Source organism: Tropicibacter oceani (genome assembly GCF_029958925.1).
GTDB lineage: Bacteria > Pseudomonadota > Alphaproteobacteria > Rhodobacterales > Rhodobacteraceae > Pacificoceanicola > Pacificoceanicola oceani.
Genome location: NZ_CP124616.1, coordinates 3,153,739 through 3,171,765, shown reverse-complemented (window position 1 = coordinate 3,171,765; position 18,027 = coordinate 3,153,739). Strand labels below are relative to the sequence as shown.

19 protein-coding genes are annotated in these 18,027 nt (G+C 64.3%); 12 read left to right on the top strand and 7 right to left on the bottom strand.

Annotation, left to right across the window (positions count from 1 at the left end):
* From secD to QF118_RS15175, 9 genes are all read left to right on the top strand, one after another.
* Entirely contained in the window at window positions 1-1,662 is a 1,662-nt protein-coding gene (gene secD / locus QF118_RS15215; protein ID WP_282299893.1) for a protein translocase subunit SecD, read from the top strand.
* Window position 1,663: 1 nt separating this feature from the next.
* On the top strand, window positions 1,664-2,632 hold the full coding sequence (gene secF / locus QF118_RS15210; RefSeq protein ID WP_282299892.1) for a protein translocase subunit SecF: 969 nt from the start codon (window positions 1,664-1,666) through the stop codon (window positions 2,630-2,632).
* Entirely contained in the window at window positions 2,625-3,377 is a 753-nt protein-coding gene (locus tag QF118_RS15205; RefSeq protein ID WP_282299891.1) for a sulfite exporter TauE/SafE family protein, read from the top strand. The genes secF and QF118_RS15205 overlap by 8 nt, the downstream gene beginning before the upstream one ends.
* Before the next feature lie 9 nt (window positions 3,378-3,386).
* Window positions 3,387-3,740 carry an Mth938-like domain-containing protein gene (locus QF118_RS15200; protein WP_282299890.1) on the top strand — a complete coding sequence of 118 codons (354 nt, stop codon included), beginning with the start codon at window positions 3,387-3,389 and terminating at the stop codon, window positions 3,738-3,740.
* Between the two features lie 186 nt (window positions 3,741-3,926).
* On the top strand, window positions 3,927-4,541 hold the full coding sequence (gene ccmA, locus QF118_RS15195) for a heme ABC exporter ATP-binding protein CcmA (protein ID WP_282299889.1): 615 nt from the start codon (window positions 3,927-3,929) through the stop codon (window positions 4,539-4,541).
* On the top strand, window positions 4,538-5,194 hold the full coding sequence (ccmB, locus tag QF118_RS15190) for a heme exporter protein CcmB (protein ID WP_282299887.1): 657 nt from the start codon (window positions 4,538-4,540) through the stop codon (window positions 5,192-5,194). The genes ccmA and ccmB overlap by 4 nt, the downstream gene beginning before the upstream one ends.
* A gap of 197 nt (window positions 5,195-5,391) precedes the next feature.
* Window positions 5,392-6,120, top strand: a complete 729-nt coding sequence (locus tag QF118_RS15185; RefSeq protein WP_282299886.1) for a heme ABC transporter permease — start codon at window positions 5,392-5,394, stop codon at window positions 6,118-6,120.
* A complete protein-coding gene (gene ccmD, locus QF118_RS15180; RefSeq protein ID WP_282299885.1) occupies window positions 6,117-6,272 on the top strand; it encodes a heme exporter protein CcmD in 156 nt (51 codons plus the stop codon). Before QF118_RS15185 ends, ccmD begins: the two co-directional genes overlap by 4 nt.
* A gap of 22 nt (window positions 6,273-6,294) precedes the next feature.
* On the top strand, window positions 6,295-6,813 hold the full coding sequence (locus QF118_RS15175; RefSeq protein ID WP_282302496.1) for a DsbE family thiol:disulfide interchange protein: 519 nt from the start codon (window positions 6,295-6,297) through the stop codon (window positions 6,811-6,813).
* A 58-nt stretch (window positions 6,814-6,871) separates the two neighbouring features.
* Here QF118_RS15175 and QF118_RS15170 read toward each other — a convergent pair whose 3' ends face one another.
* Window positions 6,872-6,997: a hypothetical protein gene (locus tag QF118_RS15170; protein ID WP_282299884.1), complete on the bottom strand. Its 126-nt coding sequence runs from the start codon at window positions 6,995-6,997 to the stop codon at window positions 6,872-6,874.
* A 320-nt stretch (window positions 6,998-7,317) separates the two neighbouring features.
* A complete protein-coding gene (gene acnA / locus QF118_RS15165; RefSeq protein ID WP_282299883.1) occupies window positions 7,318-10,065 on the bottom strand; it encodes an aconitate hydratase AcnA in 2,748 nt (915 codons plus the stop codon).
* 211 nt (window positions 10,066-10,276) lie between these two features.
* Between acnA and QF118_RS15160 the strand changes: the two genes are divergently transcribed.
* Window positions 10,277-10,972 carry a DUF1223 domain-containing protein gene (locus QF118_RS15160; RefSeq protein WP_282299882.1) on the top strand — a complete coding sequence of 232 codons (696 nt, stop codon included), beginning with the start codon at window positions 10,277-10,279 and terminating at the stop codon, window positions 10,970-10,972.
* On the opposite strand, the gene QF118_RS15155 is transcribed toward QF118_RS15160, so the two are convergent.
* The 4 genes from QF118_RS15155 to purB all read right to left on the bottom strand — a co-directional run bounded on the left by QF118_RS15155 (window position 10,936) and on the right by purB (window position 14,774).
* Window positions 10,936-11,874, bottom strand: coding sequence for a lysophospholipid acyltransferase family protein (locus QF118_RS15155; protein WP_282299881.1), 939 nt, complete (start codon window positions 11,872-11,874; stop codon window positions 10,936-10,938). The two genes, QF118_RS15160 and QF118_RS15155, sit on opposite strands and share 37 nt — an antisense overlap.
* 87 nt (window positions 11,875-11,961) lie before the next feature.
* Window positions 11,962-13,017, bottom strand: a complete 1,056-nt coding sequence (locus tag QF118_RS15150; RefSeq protein ID WP_282299880.1) for a flagellar motor switch protein FliG — start codon at window positions 13,015-13,017, stop codon at window positions 11,962-11,964.
* A gap of 155 nt (window positions 13,018-13,172) precedes the next feature.
* A complete protein-coding gene (locus QF118_RS15145; protein WP_282299879.1) occupies window positions 13,173-13,328 on the bottom strand; it encodes a chitin-binding domain-containing protein in 156 nt (51 codons plus the stop codon).
* Window positions 13,329-13,466: 138 nt separating this feature from the next.
* Window positions 13,467-14,774, bottom strand: a complete 1,308-nt coding sequence (purB, locus tag QF118_RS15140; RefSeq protein WP_282299878.1) for an adenylosuccinate lyase — start codon at window positions 14,772-14,774, stop codon at window positions 13,467-13,469.
* A 135-nt stretch (window positions 14,775-14,909) separates the two neighbouring features.
* Between purB and QF118_RS15135 the strand changes: the two genes are divergently transcribed.
* On the top strand, window positions 14,910-15,308 hold the full coding sequence (locus tag QF118_RS15135; protein WP_282299876.1) for a DUF6314 family protein: 399 nt from the start codon (window positions 14,910-14,912) through the stop codon (window positions 15,306-15,308).
* A gap of 129 nt (window positions 15,309-15,437) precedes the next feature.
* On the top strand, window positions 15,438-16,736 hold the full coding sequence (locus QF118_RS15130; RefSeq protein ID WP_282299875.1) for a DUF3422 family protein: 1,299 nt from the start codon (window positions 15,438-15,440) through the stop codon (window positions 16,734-16,736).
* An 88-nt stretch (window positions 16,737-16,824) separates the two neighbouring features.
* Here the strand turns inward: QF118_RS15130 and QF118_RS15125 are convergent, their stop codons facing one another.
* Window positions 16,825-17,868 carry a YeeE/YedE family protein gene (locus QF118_RS15125; protein WP_282299874.1) on the bottom strand — a complete coding sequence of 348 codons (1,044 nt, stop codon included), beginning with the start codon at window positions 17,866-17,868 and terminating at the stop codon, window positions 16,825-16,827.
* Window positions 17,869-18,027: the final 159 nt, after the last annotated feature.

Below are 18,027 nucleotides of genomic sequence, written 5' to 3'. Positions count from 1 at the left end.
ATGCTACAGATCGATCTATGGAAGCGTGTGCTGATCTGGGCCACGCTTGCCTTGGGCGTTGTTCTGGCGCTGCCCAATGCCTTTTACACCCGTGTCGAGCAGCATAACGACGCTGCCTCGGCCATTGAACTGGGCGCGAATACGCCGGAAAATCAGGCCCTTGCAGCGCAATGGCCTTCGGCGCTTCCGTCCGGTCTGGTGAACCTCGGGCTCGATCTGCGCGGCGGTGCGCACCTGTTGGCCGAGGTCAAGGTGCAGGACGTCTATGCCGCCCGGATGGACGCGCTGTGGCCCGAGGTGCGCGACATCCTGCGCCCCGAACGTGCCACCGTCGGCACCATCCGCCTGCAACCCGCCCCCGAGGGCGAATTGCGGGTCAGGATATCGGAACCCGCGGGCATGCCGCGCGCGCTGGAACTGGTGCGCGGACTGGCGCAGCCCGTCGTGTCGCTGACCGGGGCCGGGTCGACCGACCTGCAGGTCAGCAGCGAGGGCGACCAGATCATCGTCACCCTGTCCGAGGCCGAAAAGCAGGCCACGGATGAACGCACGATGCAGCAAAGCCTTGAAATCATTCGCCGCCGCATCGACGAGGTCGGCACCCGCGAACCCACGATCCAGCGTCAGGGCAGTGACCGCATCCTGATCCAGGTGCCGGGCATCGGCTCGGCCCAAGAGCTCAAGGACATCATCGGCACCACGGCGCAGCTGACCTTTCAGCCGGTCGTCGGGCGCACCTCGAACGCCAATGACAGCGCCGGGGTGGGCAATGAAATCCTGCCATATCTGGACCGCGAAGGCGCCTATGCCATCCTTGAACAGGCGCCCGTCGTCACCGGCGAAGAGCTGGTCGATGCGCAGCCTTCGTTTGACCAGAACGGGCGGCCTGCGGTCAGCTTCCGCTTCAACCCGTCGGGGGCGCGCAAGTTCGGCGACTACACCGCCGAGAACATCGGCAGCCCCTTTGCCATCGTGCTGGACAACGAGGTGATCAGCGATCCGGTGATCCAAAGCCATATCTCCGGCGGTTCGGGCATCATCACCGGCAATTTCAGCATCGAGGAATCGACCAACCTGGCGGTGCTGCTGCGCGCTGGCGCGTTGCCGGCGGGTCTGGAGTTCCTCGAAGAACGCACCATCGGCCCGGAACTGGGACAGGACAGCATCGACGCGGGCAAGATCGCGACCGCGGTGGCCTTTGCCGCCGTGCTGATGTTCATGGCCCTTGCCTATGGCCTGTTCGGGATTTTCGCCAATATCGCGTTGATCTTCAACATCGTGCTGCTGTTCGGCGCGCTCAGCCTGATCGGCGCGACGCTGACCTTGCCGGGCATCGCAGGCATCGTGCTGACCGTCGGCATGGCGGTCGACGCCAACGTGCTGATTTTCGAACGTATCCGCGAGGAACTGAAAACCGCGCGCGGGCCTGCCCGGGCGATCGAGCTGGGCTATGAAAAGGCGCTGAGCGCCATCATCGACGCCAACTTCACCACCTTCATCACGGCGGTGATCCTTTATGTCATGGGTTCGGGTCCGGTGCGCGGCTTTGCCATCACGCTGGGGCTGGGCATCCTGACCTCGGTCTTCACGGCGATCTTCGTCACGCGGCTGCTGATCGTGATCTGGTTCGAACGCCGCCGTCCCAAAACGATCGAGGTGTGACATGCGACTGAAACTGGTTCCCGAAGTCACCAACTGGGACTTCTTTTCACGATCCAAGCTGTGGCTGGGCATTTCGCTGTTCATGATGGTGCTGGCCTTTGGCAGCTTCATGGTGCGCGGTCTGAACTATGGCATCGACTTCAAGGGCGGCACCACGATCCGCACCGAAAGTGCCCAGCCCATCGACGTCGGGGCCTATCGCAGCGCCCTGGCGGCGCTGGACCTGGGCGATACGACGATTTCCGAGGTTTTTGACCCGACCTTTGGCCCCGACCAGAACGTCGCGATGATCCGGATCGGCGCCCAGGACGGAGAAGAGGCGGTATCGGGCGAGGTCATCGCCGCCGCCGAGGCCGCGCTGCAGGGCGTGAACCCGGACATCAAGTTCGTCTCCGTCGAAAGCGTCGGGCCCAAGGTGTCGGGCGAATTGATCAAGACCGCGATCATTGCCGTGACCCTGGCCATCGGTGCCGTGCTGATCTACATCTGGCTGCGCTTCGAATGGCAGTTCGCGGTGGGCGCGGTAGTGGCGCTGATCCATGACGTGATCCTGACCATCGGCATTTTCTCCGAGCTTCAGATCCGCTTTGACCTGGCGATCATCGCGGCGCTGCTGACCATCGTCGGCTATTCGCTGAACGATACGGTGGTCGTGTTCGACCGGGTCCGCGAGAACCTGATCAAGTACAAGAGCAAGGGCCTGAAGGAGGTTCTGAACCTGTCGATCAACGAAACGCTCAGCCGGACCTTCATGACCTCGTTCACCACACTGATCGCGCTGATCGCGCTGTTGGTGCTGGGCGGCGACGTGATCCGCGGGTTCGTCTTTGCGATGACCTGGGGCATCCTGGTGGGCACCTATTCGTCGATCTTCGTGGCTTCGGCCATCCTGCACCGGTTGGGCGTGAAACGCGACTGGAGCAAGCCGGTCGATACCTCGGGCACCCAGTTCGGGGATATCGATGCCTGATCTGCTGGCCGAGGCCTGGAACCTTCCGGGCCTTGGCTGGATCGCATTTGCGGCATTCATCGGGGGGCTGGTCCGGGGCTTTGCAGGCTTTGGAACAGCCCTTGTCTTTTTGCCCGTTACGGCGCAGTTTCTGACGCCCTTCCAGGCGATCCTGGCGCTGACCTTCATGGACATCCTTGGCCCCATGCCGATCCTGCGCCGCGCCTGGCCGCAGGTCGAAAAGGGCGACCTGGGGCGGCTGACGCTGGGCACGGCGGTGATGTTGCCGGTGGGGCTGGCGGTGCTGCAACTGGTCCCGCCCGAGGCGTTTCGCTATGCGGTCAGCCTGTTGGCGCTGAGCATGCTGGCGGTGCTGATCGGCGGGCTGCGCTATGGCGGCGTGGTCAGCCGCGCCATGGTGCTGGCCATCGGCGGTGCGGCTGGTTTCCTGGGCGGGGTTGCGGGCCTGCCGGGGCCCCCGGTGATCCTGTTCTACATGGCCCGGCCACTGCCGGCGGCGGTGATCCGCGCGACCACCCTGTATTACCTTTTCGTCTTTGATCTGCTGATCATCCTGGGCATGGGCGCCTTTGGATTGTGGGAAGCGGGCGCCATGGTGCTGGGCCTGGGGCTGGCGGTGCCTTGCATGGCGGGCAACTGGCTGGGCGGGCGGATGTTCGTGCCGGGCCAAGACAGGCTGTATCGCGGCGCGGCCTATGGGTTGATTGCGCTCTCGGCCTTGTCTGGGCTGCCGTTCTGGAGGTAAAAGCAAGCCATGCGTATCAATGAAATCACCTTTACCGATGCCGTCCCCGTTGACGGATATGGCCCCGGCTTTTTCCGCGTCGGAGGCGAGGTCCATGCCGGCGCGGTTCTGATGTATGGCGCCGGGGCGAATCCCTGGGGCGGGCTGGACGATGTTGCCGCCCTGATGGACCTTGCCGGCCATGTGGACGTGCTGTTCGTGGGCACGGGGGCGGAAATCTTTCACCTGCCGTCCGCGCTGCGCGCCCGGCTGGAGGACGCGGGGATCGGCGTCGAGGTGATGAATTCGCCCTCGGCCTGCCGGACCTACAACGTGCTGCTGAGCGAGGGCCGGCGCGTGGCGCTGGCGGCCCTGCCGGTCTGAGATTGACTGTACGGTCCGAGGAGATCTGAGGCGGTTTGTTGCGGCGGGCGTTGGTTGGGGGCGCTGCCCCCGTCGCTGAGCGACTCCCCCGGGATATTTTGCGGCACAAAGAAACAGGCGGGCCGGAATGGGCACTGGGCGCTTTTGACGCTTTTGCGCGGCGGGCGGCTGGGGTAAGTCTGCGACATGGAATTGACGGTTCGTGATCTTGCGGTGGCCCGGGGCGGTGTGCCGGTTCTGGAGGGTGTCAGCTTTGGGCTGGGGCCGGGGCGGGCGCTGGTGCTGCGCGGGCCGAACGGGTCGGGCAAGACGACCTTGCTGCGCACCGTGGCGGGCCTGCAGCCGCCGTTCGAAGGCACGGTCGAGGGGGCGGGCGAGCGGATTGCCTATGCCGCCCATGCGGATGGGTTGAAATCCATGCTGACGGTGACCGAGAACCTGAGCTTTTGGGCGCAGGCCTTTGGGACAAAGAACATTTCCGCGGCGTTGAAAGGGTTCAACCTTGAGACCCTGGACAATCGGTTGGCGGGCACGCTGAGCGCCGGGCAGAAGCGGCGGCTGGGTCTGGCGCGGCTGATGGTGACGGGGCGGCCGGTCTGGGTGTTGGACGAGCCGACGGTGTCGCTGGACACCGCGTCGGTGCAACTGTTTGCCGAGGCGGTGCGTGCGCATCTGGCGGCGGGCGGCAGCGCCTTGATGGCGACGCATATCGACCTTGGGCTGCAGGAGGCCGAGATTTTCGACGTGACCCCCTACAAGGCGCGCCCACGGGCGGCGGCCTCGGACGAGGCCTTTTTATGATTGCGCTGCTGGTACGGGATTTGCGGCTGTCGGTGCGGGCCGGGGGGGGCTTTGGCCTGGGTCTGGTGTTTTTCCTGATCGTGACGGTGCTGGTGCCTTTCGGGGTTGGCCCCGAGACCGGGCTGCTGACGCGGATCGCGCCGGGCGTTCTGTGGATCGGGGCGCTGCTGGCCTGTCTGTTGTCGCTGGACCGGATCTTTGCGCTGGATTGGGAGGACGGGTCGCTTGACCTGTTGGCGACGGCGCCTTTGCCGATGGAGGGCGTGGTCAGCGTCAAGGCGCTGGCGCATTGGATCACCACGGGCCTGCCTTTGGTGCTGGCGGCGCCGGTGCTGGGGGTGCTTTTGAACCTGCCGGTCGGGGGCTATCTGTGGGTGGTGGTGTCGCTGCTGCTGGGGACCCCGGCGCTGTCGGTGATCGGCACCTTTGGCGCGGCGCTGACCGTGGGGCTGAAACGTGGCGGGTTGCTGATGTCGCTGCTGGTGCTGCCGCTTTACGTGCCGACCCTGATTTTTGGCGCCGAGGCCGCGCGGCGCGGCGCCGAGGGGCTGGCGGTGCAGACGCCGCTTTTGATGCTGGCGGGGATCAGCGCGGGGGCGGTGGCGCTGCTGCCCTTTGCCTCGGCGGCGGTTCTGCGGATCAACCTGCGCTGAGGCACCAATGGCCCCGCGCCGCAGCGGCATTGATTCGATCAATGGGCATCGCGGCGGGTTTTGCGGCTGGCGGCAGGGCGTTGACTGACGTTCCGCTGCGGCGCATGGGCCGCCACTGGCCCAAGCTGAGCGCGACGTATTGCGCCCTACGGATATTTGATGTGTAAAGCGGTGCCAAACAGAGGTATCCAAAGCGCATGTCGATCTGGGAATACGCCAATCCGGTCAAGTTTATCCGGACCACCGACCGCCTGCTGCCCTGGTTCAGCGCGGGGGCTGTCATCTGCCTTGTCGTGGGACTGGTCTGGGGCTTTTTCTTTACGCCCGAAGATTACCGGCAGGGCAGCACCGTGAAAATCATCTATCTGCACGTGCCTTCGGCGCTGATGGCGATCAACGCCTGGATGATGATGCTTGTCGCCTCGCTGATCTGGATCGTGCGGCGCCATCACGTCAGCGCGCTGGCGGCCCGGGCCGCGGCGCCCATCGGGGCGATGATGACCGTGATCGCGCTGATCACCGGGGCAATCTGGGGCCAGCCGATGTGGGGAACCTGGTGGGCCTGGGACCCGCGCCTGACCTCTTTCCTGATCCTGTTCCTGTTCTACCTTGGATACATGGCGCTTTGGACGGCGATCGAAAATGACGACACCGCTGCCGACCTGACCTCGATCCTGTGTCTTGTCGGGTCGGTCTTTGCGCTGCTGTCGCGCTATGCGGTGAATTTCTGGAACCAGGGGCTGCACCAGGGCGCATCGCTGTCGCTGGACAAGGAAGAGAACGTGGCCGACGTGTTTTACCACCCGCTTCTGGTCAGCATCGCGGGCTTTGTCCTGCTGTTCATCGCGCTGGTGTTCCTGCGCACCCAGACCGAAATCAGGGCACGCCGGGCGCGGGCGCTGTTGACGCGCGAAAGGGGGGCATGATGCCGGATCTTGGAAAATACGCCGGGGCGGTCCTGTCGTCCTATGCGCTGTCGATCCTGCTGATCGTGGTGCTTGTGGTGGCCAGCGTGCTGCGTGCGCGCAAGGTCAAGGCCGAGCTGGCCCAGATTGAAGAGAGACAGAAACTTGGCTGACAAACGTGGCATTTCGCCCCTGATGATCCTGCCGCCGCTGGTCTTTCTGGCGCTGGGGCTGATGTTCTACCTGGGGCTTGGGCGGCCGGGCGCGCGCGATCTGCCCTCGACCTTCGTGGGCAAGCCTGCTCCGGCGATCACCGAGGTGGCGCTAAGCGGCTATGCGCCCGTCACCCCCGAAGTGCTGGCCACGGGCGAGGTGACCATCGTGAATTTCTGGGCCAGCTGGTGCCCGCCATGCCGCGCCGAACATCCGCGCCTGATGCAGATGCAGGCCGAGGGGCTGAACGTCGTCGGCGTGAACATGAAGGACCAGGAGGGCCAGGCCCGTCAGGTGCTGGAACAGGACGGCAATCCCTTTTCGGCGATCGCCTTTGATCCTTCGGGGCGGACCTCGATCGAGTGGGGCGTGACCGGCCCGCCCGAGACCTTCATCCTGGATGGGGATGGTGTGGTGCTGTTCAAGTTCATCGGGCCGCTGGTCGGCTCGGACTATGAACAGCGCTTTGTGCCGGCGTTGAACGCGGCGCTGGGGCGCTAGGCCCAAAGGGGGCACCGCCACCCTGGCGGCCTGCGCGTTGCAGGCCCCCAAAGGCGGGTCAGAGGTTGCAGGTGATCTGGGTGTCTTCTGCGTGGCAGGCGGGTTTGTCATTCGCCCCGGCCGCCGCGCCATAAAGCGCCAGGGCCACCAATGCCGCTGCTTGAAGAATGGTCAGGATTTTCATGGGTGTCTCTCGGCCTGATAAAGTTCTGTTCTATTTGTTAACTGTGCCCCTTGGGTCTGGATTAAAGCCTAACACCCAAAAGGCGAAACCTGTTTTGCGGTCAATTGTTCAAGCATTGCGCAGACTTGCGCCGACTGCCGTGGTTTTGGGCGAAATTGCGCCCGCCACGGAAATGTGACGGCTGTCCGGCACCCCCAAACCCTAGCGATGGATCATCCGCCCGTCAGGTGGGGAAAACCTGCCCTGTGGGCCGCTGACAACGAAAAACCCCCGGCATCGCTGCCGGGGGCTGTTGTCTTGTCCCGAAAGGGGGAGCGGGATCAGTTGGCCTTGGCCAGATCGCGCAGCACGTAGTGCAGAACGCCGCCGTGCTCGATGTATTCGATCTCGATCGCGGTATCGATCCGGCACTTGATCTGGATGACCTTGGTCGACCCATCCGCCATGGTGATGGTGCAGGGCACCACTTCTTGCGGCTTGATCGTGTCGAGGCCCGCGATGGACACCGTTTCGTCACCGGTCAGACCCAGCGATTTGCGGGTGTCGCCGCCGGTGAATTCGAACGGGATGACGCCCATGCCCACCAGGTTCGAACGGTGGATACGCTCGAACGATTCGGCGATCACGGCCTTGACGCCCAGCAGCGCGGTGCCCTTGGCGGCCCAGTCACGCGACGACCCGGCGCCGTACTGTTCACCGGCAAAGATGACCAGCGGGGTGCCCTGTTCCTGATAGGCCATGGCCGCATCATAGATCGAGGTCTGCTGACCATCGGGGCCCTTGGAGTAACCGCCCTCGACGCCGTCCAGCATCTCGTTCTTGATGCGGATGTTGGCAAAGGTGCCGCGCATCATGACCTGGTGGTTGCCGCGACGCGACCCGTACGAGTTGAACTCGCGCACCGGAACCTGACGTTCGACCAGATACTGACCGGCGGGGGTGCTTTCCTTGAAGGAACCCGCGGGGCTGATGTGGTCGGTGGTGATCATGTCGCCCAGCAGGGCCAGAACGCGCGCACCGTCGATGTTGCTGATGGTGCCCGGATCCTTGGACATGCCCTGGAAGTAGGGCGGGTTCTGGATGTAGGTCGAGGTCGACGGCCAGTCATAGGTTTCGGCGTCGGTGGTTTCCACGCCCTGCCACTTTTCGTCGCCTTTGAAGACGTCGGCGTACTTGGACTGGAACGCCTCGCGGGTGACGGTCTGTTCGACCAGGTCGGCCACCTCTTTGGTGGTCGGCCAGATGTCCTTGAGATAGACGTCCTTGCCGTCCGGCGTCTGGGCGATCGGATCCCTCGAGATGTCGATGTTCATGTCACCGGCCAGCGCATAGGCCACGACCAGCGGCGGCGAGGCCAGGTAGTTGGCGCGCACGTCCGGGGAAATCCGACCTTCGAAGTTGCGGTTACCCGACAGAACCGAGGTGGCGATCAGGTCGTTTTCGTTGATCGCCTTGGAGATTTCCGGCTGCAGCGGGCCCGAGTTGCCGATGCAGGTGGTGCAGCCATAGCCGACCAGGTTAAAGCCGATCTTGTCCAGGTCTTCCTGAAGGCCGGCGGCCTCGAGATAGGCGGACACGACCTGCGATCCCGGTGCCAGCGAGGTCTTGACCCAGGGCTTGCGGGTCAGGCCAAGGGCCGCAGCCTTGCGGGCCACAAGGCCCGCGCCGATCATCACATAGGGGTTCGAGGTGTTGGTGCACGAGGTGATCGAGGCGATCACGACCGACCCGTCGCGCAGCTGGTAATCCTCGCCTGCGACCGATGCGGTCTTGTGCAGGTTGACGGATTTCGTGGCGGCGGGGCCTTCGTCCAGCATGTCCTTGGCGTCGGCGGACACGTCGATGCCGCGGAAATCGGCCACGACCTTTTCAAAGGCCGATGCGGCGGCGGTCAGCGCGACATAGTCCTGCGGACGCTTGGGGCCGGAAATGGCGGGGACGATGGTGCCCATGTCCAGTTCCAGCGTGTCGGTGTAGACCGGCGCATAGTCGGACCCGCGCCAGAAACCGTTTTCCTTGGCGTAGGCTTCGACCAGGGCAACACGGTCTTCTTCGCGGCCCGTGTTGCGCAGGTAACGCAGGGTTTCGTCGTCGATCGGGAAGAAGCCACAGGTGGCGCCGTATTCGGGGGCCATGTTGGCGATGGTGGCGCGGTCCGCCAGCGGCAGATGATCCAGGCCTTCACCGTAGAATTCCACGAACTTGCCGACAACGCCCTTGGCGCGCAGCATTTCCACGACCTTCAGAACCAGGTCGGTGCCGGTGGTGCCTTCCATCATGGCGCCGGTCAGCTTGAAGCCGATGACCTCGGGGATCAGCATGGAAATCGGCTGACCCAGCATCGCGGCCTCGGCCTCGATCCCGCCAACACCCCAGCCCAGAACGGCAGCGCCGTTGACCATGGTGGTGTGGCTGTCGGTGCCGACCAGCGTGTCGGGATAGGCGACGGTTTCGCCGTTCTGGTCCACGTCGGTCCAGACGGTCTGCGACAGGTATTCCAGGTTGACCTGGTGACAGATGCCGGTGCCCGGGGGCACGACGCGGAAGTTGTTGAACGCGGTCTGGCCCCACTTGAGGAAGGTATAGCGCTCCATGTTGCGCTCGTACTCGCGGTCCACGTTCATCTGGAAGGCGCGCGGGTTGCCGAATTCGTCGATCATGACCGAGTGGTCGATGACCAGGTCAACCGGGTTCAGCGGGTTGATTTTCTGCGGGTCGCCGCCAAGCGCCTTGATGCCGTCGCGCATCGCGGCCAGGTCGACCACGGCCGGAACACCGGTGAAATCCTGCATCAGAACGCGGGCCGGACGGTAGGCCAGTTCGCGATCACCCTTGCCGCCATTGTCGGCCCAGTCGGAAAACGCCTTGATGTCGTCTACGGTGACGGTCTTGCCGTCCTCGAAACGCAGCATGTTTTCCAGAACCACCTTCAGCGCGGCGGGCAGCTTGGAGAAATCGCCAAGCCCGGCAGCCTGCGCTGCGGGGATCGAGTAATAGGCGACGCTTTGGCCGCCGGCCTTCAGGGTTTTGCGCGTTTTGGCGCTGTCATGGCCTACTGTTATGGGCATGGGAAACCTCCAGGTGGGGTGACGAAATGAAAGGACTTGGGCGCTTATTGCCCTAAGGGCGTTCGCCGATCAAGGGGGGTGCGGCGTTTTGTATGCCATTGTACACAGTTTTGATCCCGGGACATACACGGCCTCTCTCGAATGATTGATTGGTTATTTCAGGCGCGCTTGTCTAAACACTTTGAACAGCCGAAAAAACGGTAATGGATTCATGCTTGCACGTCTGATCTTCACCTTGGCCCTTTGGGCATCGCTTTGCGGGGGCGCGCAGGCGCAGGACAACCCCGTGGTGGTCGAGCTGTTTACCTCGCAGGGGTGTTCATCCTGTCCGCCGGCGGATGCGCTTCTGGCTGAATTGGGCCAGCGCGACGACGTGATTCCGCTCGCCTTGCATGTGGATTACTGGGACTACATCGGCTGGAAGGACCGCTTTGCCAAGCCGGGCTTTACCACCCGCCAAAAGGGCTATGCCCGCGCGCAGGGCGAAAAGATGGTCTATACTCCGCAGATCATCGTGAACGGGGTCGAGGACACGGTCGGGTCGCGCCCGATGAAGGTGGCCGAACTGATCCAGAAACACGCGGCGCATCCCGCGCAGGTCAAGCTGGAGGTATCGCGCCAGGGCGGTCAGCTGGTGATCCGCGCCAGCAGTGCCCATCCCATGCGCCCCAGCGACATCCACATCGTGCGGTATCAACCCCGTCGCGAAATCGCGATCCTGCGCGGCGAAAACGCCGGCAACAAATTCACCTACACGCATATCGTCGATGACTGGAAGGTGGCCGGGCGTTGGGACGGGCAGGGCACCTATGAGACGCGCGTGCCGATCGAGGGTGACCAGCCCGTGGTCGTTCTGGTGCAGGAACCGCGCTATGGCCCCATCGTTGCGGCGGCGCGCTTGCGCTGACGCTTTTCCTGCCGCTTGGGTTTCCAGCGGCGGTGCAGCCACATCCATTGACCGGGATCTTCCTTGATCCGTGCCTCCAGCCGCCTTGTCGCCTCGCGCATCATGTCGACCGGATCGCCGTGGGGGATGGGTTCCTCAAGGACGGCGTCAAAGCCGTAGCGGTCCGCATGGCGGATGCCAAAGTAAGGCACCACCAAAGCGCCGGTTTTCAGCGCGATATCCGCGACCGAGGTCAGGGTCGGCGCAGGTTTGCCAAGGAAATCAATCGGTACGCCGGCGCTGTCATAGACGTCGAACAACAGTATCGCCATGCCGCCATCGCGGATGTGCTTGATCAGACCCATGGTGCCGCGGCGACCCTGTTCAAAGACCGGCTCGCCGATGTCGCGCATGTTCTGGGTGTAGTGTTCGTTGAAGAACGGGTTGGACATCGGGCGGATCAGCCCGCCGATCTGATAGCCGCGCGCCAAAAGGGCGCATCGGCCACATTCGCCGCTGCCGTAATGGCCGGTGACAAGCAGGACGGGGCGCCCTTCGGCGCGGGCCTGCTCGACGGCGGCAAGGCCGGGACCACCCAAGGGGGCCCGTGCTCCGCGCGCCAGCATTTCCGGAACGTCGTAGTTTTCGATAAAGGCGCGGGCGACGTTGTCGATCGCCTGCTCGGTGATCTTGCGCACTTCGGCTTCGGGCAGGTCGGGCCAGACATAGGCGAGGTTGGCGCGCACGCGCGCCGGCCAGCCGACAAGCGGGGCCACCAGGCGCCGGACGATCCAGCTGACCGTGTTCAGGCGCGTGCGCACCGGCAGCAACAAAGCGCCACGGATCAGCGCGCGAATCGCCCAGTCCGACAGCCGGTCCTGCCAGCCGCCGTGTTGCCGTTGCTTTTTCTTCGCTTTGCCCACGAGGCCCCCGGATTTTACCCTTGCCTCGGTTTTACGCCGCGCGGCGGGGGGCGACAAGGCCGCCCGCCGGCAAAGGCGGAAAGGCGTCTATTCCTCTTCGTCGGGGTTCAGCAGCTCGATCTCGCCGACGTCGACAAGATTGCGGATCGCCGCGACCACGGCGCCCATGGCCTTTTCGCCGATCTTGGGTTTGACGGTGCCCTTGGCCTCGGCCTCTTCGCGGATGCCTTCGGCCATGCGTTTGGACATGTTGGTCAGCAGGAAATCGGCGGTGGTGCGCTCGACCTCGGATTGGGCGGCGGCGATGGCGGTGGCCAGCACGTCGGCCTCAAGATCGCGGGTCAGCTTGGGGACGTCGATGGCGTTCAGGCGTTCGGGGATATTGGCAAAGGTGAAAATGGACTTGCGCACGGCGTCGGCGAATTCCGCATCCTCCTGTTCAAGGCTTTCCAGCAGTTCGTCGCGCACCGCGCTGTTGGAATAGTTCAGGATCGCCCCCAGCCGTTCATTGGGTTTGGCGGCAAAGGCCTTGGGCGGTTCGGCGTCGATCTGCGCGGCCAGCGACAGGCCGATCCGGTCCACCGCGTCAGGCGTGACCCCGGTGGTCATCGACACCGCATAGCTGATGCGCCGCGCCTTGTCGCCGGGCAGCTTGGCCAGCACCTGTGCCGCCTTGGCGACGTCGATCTTGGACATCATGACGGCGGCGACCTCGGTGCTTTCGGACAGGACCAGCTTTTCCAGCCGTTCCACATCCAGCTTGTTGATGCGTTCCCAGGGATCGCCGGTCTGGCGTACCCCCGCCTCCTTGCGCAGGCGCAGGGCGGTGCGTGGGTTGATCTTGCCGTCCAGCGCGGTCAGCGCCCCGGCCATGTCGCCGGGAAAGGACAGCCCGACCCGTTCCAATTCGTCCGAGAATTCCAGAACCACCGCGTTCAGCGTTTCGCGGTCGATATAGCGCATGTTGCCCAGCAGGATGGTCAGTTCGGCCTGATGTTCGTCGGGCAGCGAGGCCAGCGGCACATCCGCCCCCTCGTTCAGCAGGAACTGCACGATGATCGCCGCCTTGGCCCGGCGCGACAGGCGTTTGGGGCCGCGGGACCCGGCGGGGCCGGGCAGGGCAAGGGCGGTCATGTTGGTCATAGGGGGCTCCGTCTGGCAGGGGCGCGCGGCCGATGTCCAAAGCGTTACCCCAGCAAGGTTTCCCAGCGGTTAAGCCAGTGCCGCGAATTTGCATCGAATACAAAAAAGACGGCCGCTTGCGGGGCCGTCCCTGTTGGATCGTATCGGTCCGGGTTTCAGCCCGTGACCACCTTGCAGGTTCCGGTATCGGCGTCATAGGCCGACCCTTCGGCGCAGGTCATGGCCTGTTCGGAATGCCCCGAGCAGGCGGCAAAGCCCAAGGCTGGCACGACAGCCAGCGCGGCGGCGGCGATAAGCGTCTTGATCGTCATTGGTGTGCGTCCTCCTGTTGGATAGGCTTAGGGTAGCACGGTCTGACGAATCGTCAAAATCACAGTTTCACGGCACCCCAAAGAAAAAGGCGCGCCCCGTGGCGGGCGCGCCTTGCTGTCTTGTGTCGTGGCAATCCGTCAGTCTTCGCCGAAAACCCGGGCAAAGATCGTGTCGACATGCTTGGTGTGATAGCCAAGGTCGAATTTTTCGTTGATCTCCTCCTCGGACAGGGCGGCGCGGACCTCGTCATCGGCCAGCAGTTCCTCGCGGAAATCGGTGCGGTGATCCCAGACCTTCATGGCGTTGCGCTGGACCAGACGATAGGCATCCTCGCGCGATACGCCGGCTTGGGTCAGCGCCAGCAGCACGCGCTGCGACATCACCAGACCGGGGAATTTGTTCATGTTGTCCAGCATGTTCTGCGGGTAGACCAGCAGTTTGTCGATGACACCGGTCAGCCGCGACAGGGCGAAATCCAGCGTGATGGTGGTGTCGGGGCCGATGTTGCGTTCGACCGAGCTGTGCGAGATGTCGCGTTCATGCCAAAGCGCCACGTTTTCCATCGCCGGGATCACCGCCATGCGCACCAGACGCGCAAGGCCGGTCAGGTTCTCGGTCAGCACCGGGTTCTTCTTGTGCGGCATCGCAGAGGAGCCCTTTTGCCCCATCGAGAAGAATTCCGCCGCCTCGAGCACCTCGGTGCGCTGCATGTGGCGGATTTCAATGGCAATGTTCTCGATGCTGCTGGCGATGACGCCCAGCGTGGCAAAGAAGGCCGCGTGACGGTCGCGCGGGATGACCTGCGTGCTGATCGGTTCGGGTACAAGGCCAAGCTGGTCGCAGACGTGTTCCTCGACCGCCGGGTCGATGTTGGCAAAGGTGCCGACCGCGCCGCTGATCGCGCCGGTGGCGATTTCCGCGCGGGCATCGCGCATGCGCGACAGGTTGCGGTCCATTTCGGCATAGAACCGGGCAAAGGTCAGGCCCATGGTGGTCGGCTCGGCGTGGATGCCGTGGCTGCGGCCGATGCGGACCGTGTCCTTGTGCTCGTAAGCGCGCTTTTTCAGCGCCGCCAGCAGCCCTTCGAGATCCTTGATCAGGATGTCCGAGGCGCGCACCAGCTGCACGTTGAAACAGGTGTCCAGAACGTCGGACGACGTCATGCCCTGATGGACAAAGCGCGCCTCGTCGCTGCCCACATGTTCGGCCAGATGGGTCAGAAAGGCGATGACGTCATGCTTGGTCACCGCTTCGATTTCGTCGATGCGCGCGACGTCGAATTCCACGTCCTTGGCTTTCCAGACCGCGTCGGCGTTTTCCTGCGGGATCACGCCCAGCTTGGCCATGGCGTCACAGGCATGGGCCTCGATCTCGTACCAGATGCGGAACTTGGTCTCGGGCGACCAGATGGCGACCATCTCGGGGCGGGAATAGCGGGGGATCATGGGCAGCGTCCTCTTGGCGTCGATGTTGCGCGCGTCATACGCCGCGCTTGGCGTCAGGGCAAGGTGACAAGGCGGCGCTGGCCCGCGCGGGCGTTCCATGTTAGCGGTCCGGGCAGGCAGGACGGGACGGGCGCCGTGGTGACGCTGGACGATTTCATTGGCAACTGGGACCTGGCGCGCGACATTCGGCACGCTGATGGCGGCGTCGGTTTGTTCACCGGGCAGGCGAATTGGCGACGTGAGGGCGCGGGCGCGGTCTATACCGAGACCGGCACGCTGGACATTCCGGGGCAGGGACGCTTTGCCGCTGAGCGCCGCTATCTCTGGGCACCTGACCTGAGCATCTGCTTTGACGATGGGCGGTTTTTCCACCAGGTCCCGGCTGCGGGCGGGGCGGCCGCGCATTGGTGCGATCCCGACCAATATGATGTGACATATATGTTTGCGGACTGGCCCCGGTGGTCCTGTACCTGGCAGGTCAAAGGCCCGCGAAAAAACTATGCCATGACAAGCCGTTACAGCCCGGCAGGCTAAGGCCCAAAGGTGGATCTGCGGCCATTGTATACCGTTGCATTCCGCTAAGGCATTGAAACCGAACGCTTTTTTGATTTACATCGCCGGCGCGGCGGGCCACATTCCGCGCAAGTAACCGGAGCCCGCTTCATGCCGCCGATTCAAGACCACCCGCTGCGCTACCAGCTTGCCAATGAACTGCACGCCCGGCCTTTCCCGTCGCTGACGGCGCCGTGCCGCGCGGTCTATCTGGCGATCAAGCAGCCGATGAACGCGGCCACCCGCGACCGGGACGAGGATCTGGCGCATCTGATCGCCTTGCTGGACCGGCACGGCACGCAGCACCCGCAACCCGGGGCGACGCATTTTTCCACCCGGATCGGGCGGCACACCTTGAAATGGGAACAGCACACGGAATTCGTGACCTACACGGTGTTCCTGTCCGGTCTGGGCAAGCGCCCCTTTGATCCGGCGGATTTCGAGGTGTTCCCCGAGGATTGGCTCGAGGCCGCGCCGGGGGTGCGGGTGACCTCGGCGATGATCCGGGTCGAGCAGCGCCCCCCCGACGACAAGATCGCCGAGGCGCTTGAGGATTGGCTGGTTGCCGAAAGCGTGGCAGTGGCGCGGGTGCTGGACGATGATGCCATTGTTGCCGGGGATTTCCGCATTGATCCGGCGGGGCATCAGCGTTTTGCCGTGTTCACCAGCGAAGGGGTGGGGGATCGGCGCATCGGCCGGATCGTCCAGCGCCTGTGCGAGATCGAGACCTACAAGACCATGTCGATGCTGGGCTTTGTCCGGGTGCGGCAGATCGGCCCGCGCATGGGCGAGATCGACGAGGAACTGACCCGCCTGATGGAGGCGATGACCCGCAAATCCGCCCCCGAAGAGGAAACCCTGGCCGCGCTGTTGTCGGTGTCGGCGGAACTTGAAAGCCTGTCGGCGCAGTCGTCATTCCGGCTGGGCGCGACCTTTGCCTATGAGGCGCTGGTCAACAAGCGGATCGAGGTCCTGCGCGAAACGCGCTTCGAGGGCCGCCAGACCTTTGCCGAGTTCATGACCCGGCGCTATCAGCCCGCCATGCGGACAGTCAAAAGCACCGAAGGGCGGCTGGGGGCCATGGCGGACCGGGCGATGCGGGCGGGGGATCTGCTGCGCACCCGGGTCGAGGTGCAGCGATCTGCCCAGAACCAGCAATTGCTGGAAAGCATGGACAAGCGCGCCGAGGCGCAGCTGCATCTGCAAAAGACGGTCGAGGGATTGTCGGTGGTGGCGATCAGCTATTACGCGGTCTCGCTGGTCAGCTATCTTTTGTACCCGGCGGCGGAACCGCTTGGATTGTCCAAGGGGATGATGACGGCGCTGACGGTGGTGCCGGTGGTCTTGCTGGTCTGGCTGATGATCCGGCGCATCCGCCTGTCGATGGAGACGCATGGGCCGGATCTGTAGAGGCTTGTGACGGGCCGGGGATGGGGGCGCTGCCCCCGTCGCCTGCGGCGACTCCCCCGGAGTATTTTGGCCAAGAAGAAGGGCCGGGTTATTCTGCCGGAACGGCGGTCAGGGTGCCTTGGGCCTTGCGCGACAGGGCGGCGTTGGTTGCCAGTGCGCCCGCAGCGATGGACGCAAGGGTCAACAGTGCCGCGATGCTGAGCGTCGGGATGCCCGACAGACCCGCGCCCACGGTGCAGCCGCCAGCCAGCACGCCGCCGATGCCCATCAGCACTGCGCCTGCCAGGTAGCGGCCGGTTTGTGCCGGGGTGGAGAAGCTTTGCCATTCGAAACGGCGCGCGGCCAGCGACGAGGCGAGGGCGCCCAGCAGCACGCCGCCGATCAGCCCGGCGCCAAAGCCTGCGGGGATCGAGGTTGCGGCGACGGTGTAGAACAGCGTCTCGCTCCAGGTCGAGGTGAAGCTGAGGCTTTCCATGACGATCGGGTCGAAGTCATCGAAAAGCACAAAGCCGGTGCCGACCCAGCCAAGCGGGACCAGCAGGCCAAGGGCCGCCGCCAGGATCAGCGTGACGGGGCGGTTGCCCGACCGAAAGGCAAAGGCCAGCGCGGCGGTGCCCAGCAGGGCCGTCCAGATCAGCGGGTTGCCGGGCAGGGCGGCCGAATCCAGCGCCAGCGTCGGAGCAGAGAGCGTCGTGCGCACCGGGGCCAGAACGCCCTTGAGCGTGGCATGGGCGACGACGGCAAAGACCGCCAGAACGGTAAAGGCGCGCAGGTTGCCGCTGCCGGCCAGCACCGTCAGCCGCGAGGCGCAACCACGGGTCAGCACCATGCCGGCGCCGAACAGCAGGCCTCCGGCGAGGATGGCCAGCAGGGGCAGGTCAGCCGCCATGAAGCGGTGATCCCCGAACGAGATCCACTCCATCGCGACAGCCGCCTGAGTGCCGACAAGAGCAAAGGCCAGGGCCGTCAGCCAGACGCCCATGGCGGCGCGGCGGTCCGTCCCGATCAGGGCGCGGCGAAAGCAGAACCTGGTCTGCTCGGCGAAGACGCCGAACAGGGCGCCAAGGGCGAGGGCGAAATAGACGACCGCTTGCGGCGCTGTAAGGGTTTCGAAGCCAAAAGATTCGAACATGGAACTGCCTCCGGGTTTGGAACAATGTTCCTATGAAGGGCTTTTTGCTGGGCTGGCAAGCGCTTGTGATATAGGTGTGCAGGGGGTAGCTGGAACAGTGTTCTGATTTCCTGTCTGCGCCCGGATCAATGTTCCATGGATGCAGAAAAGGGCGGCAGA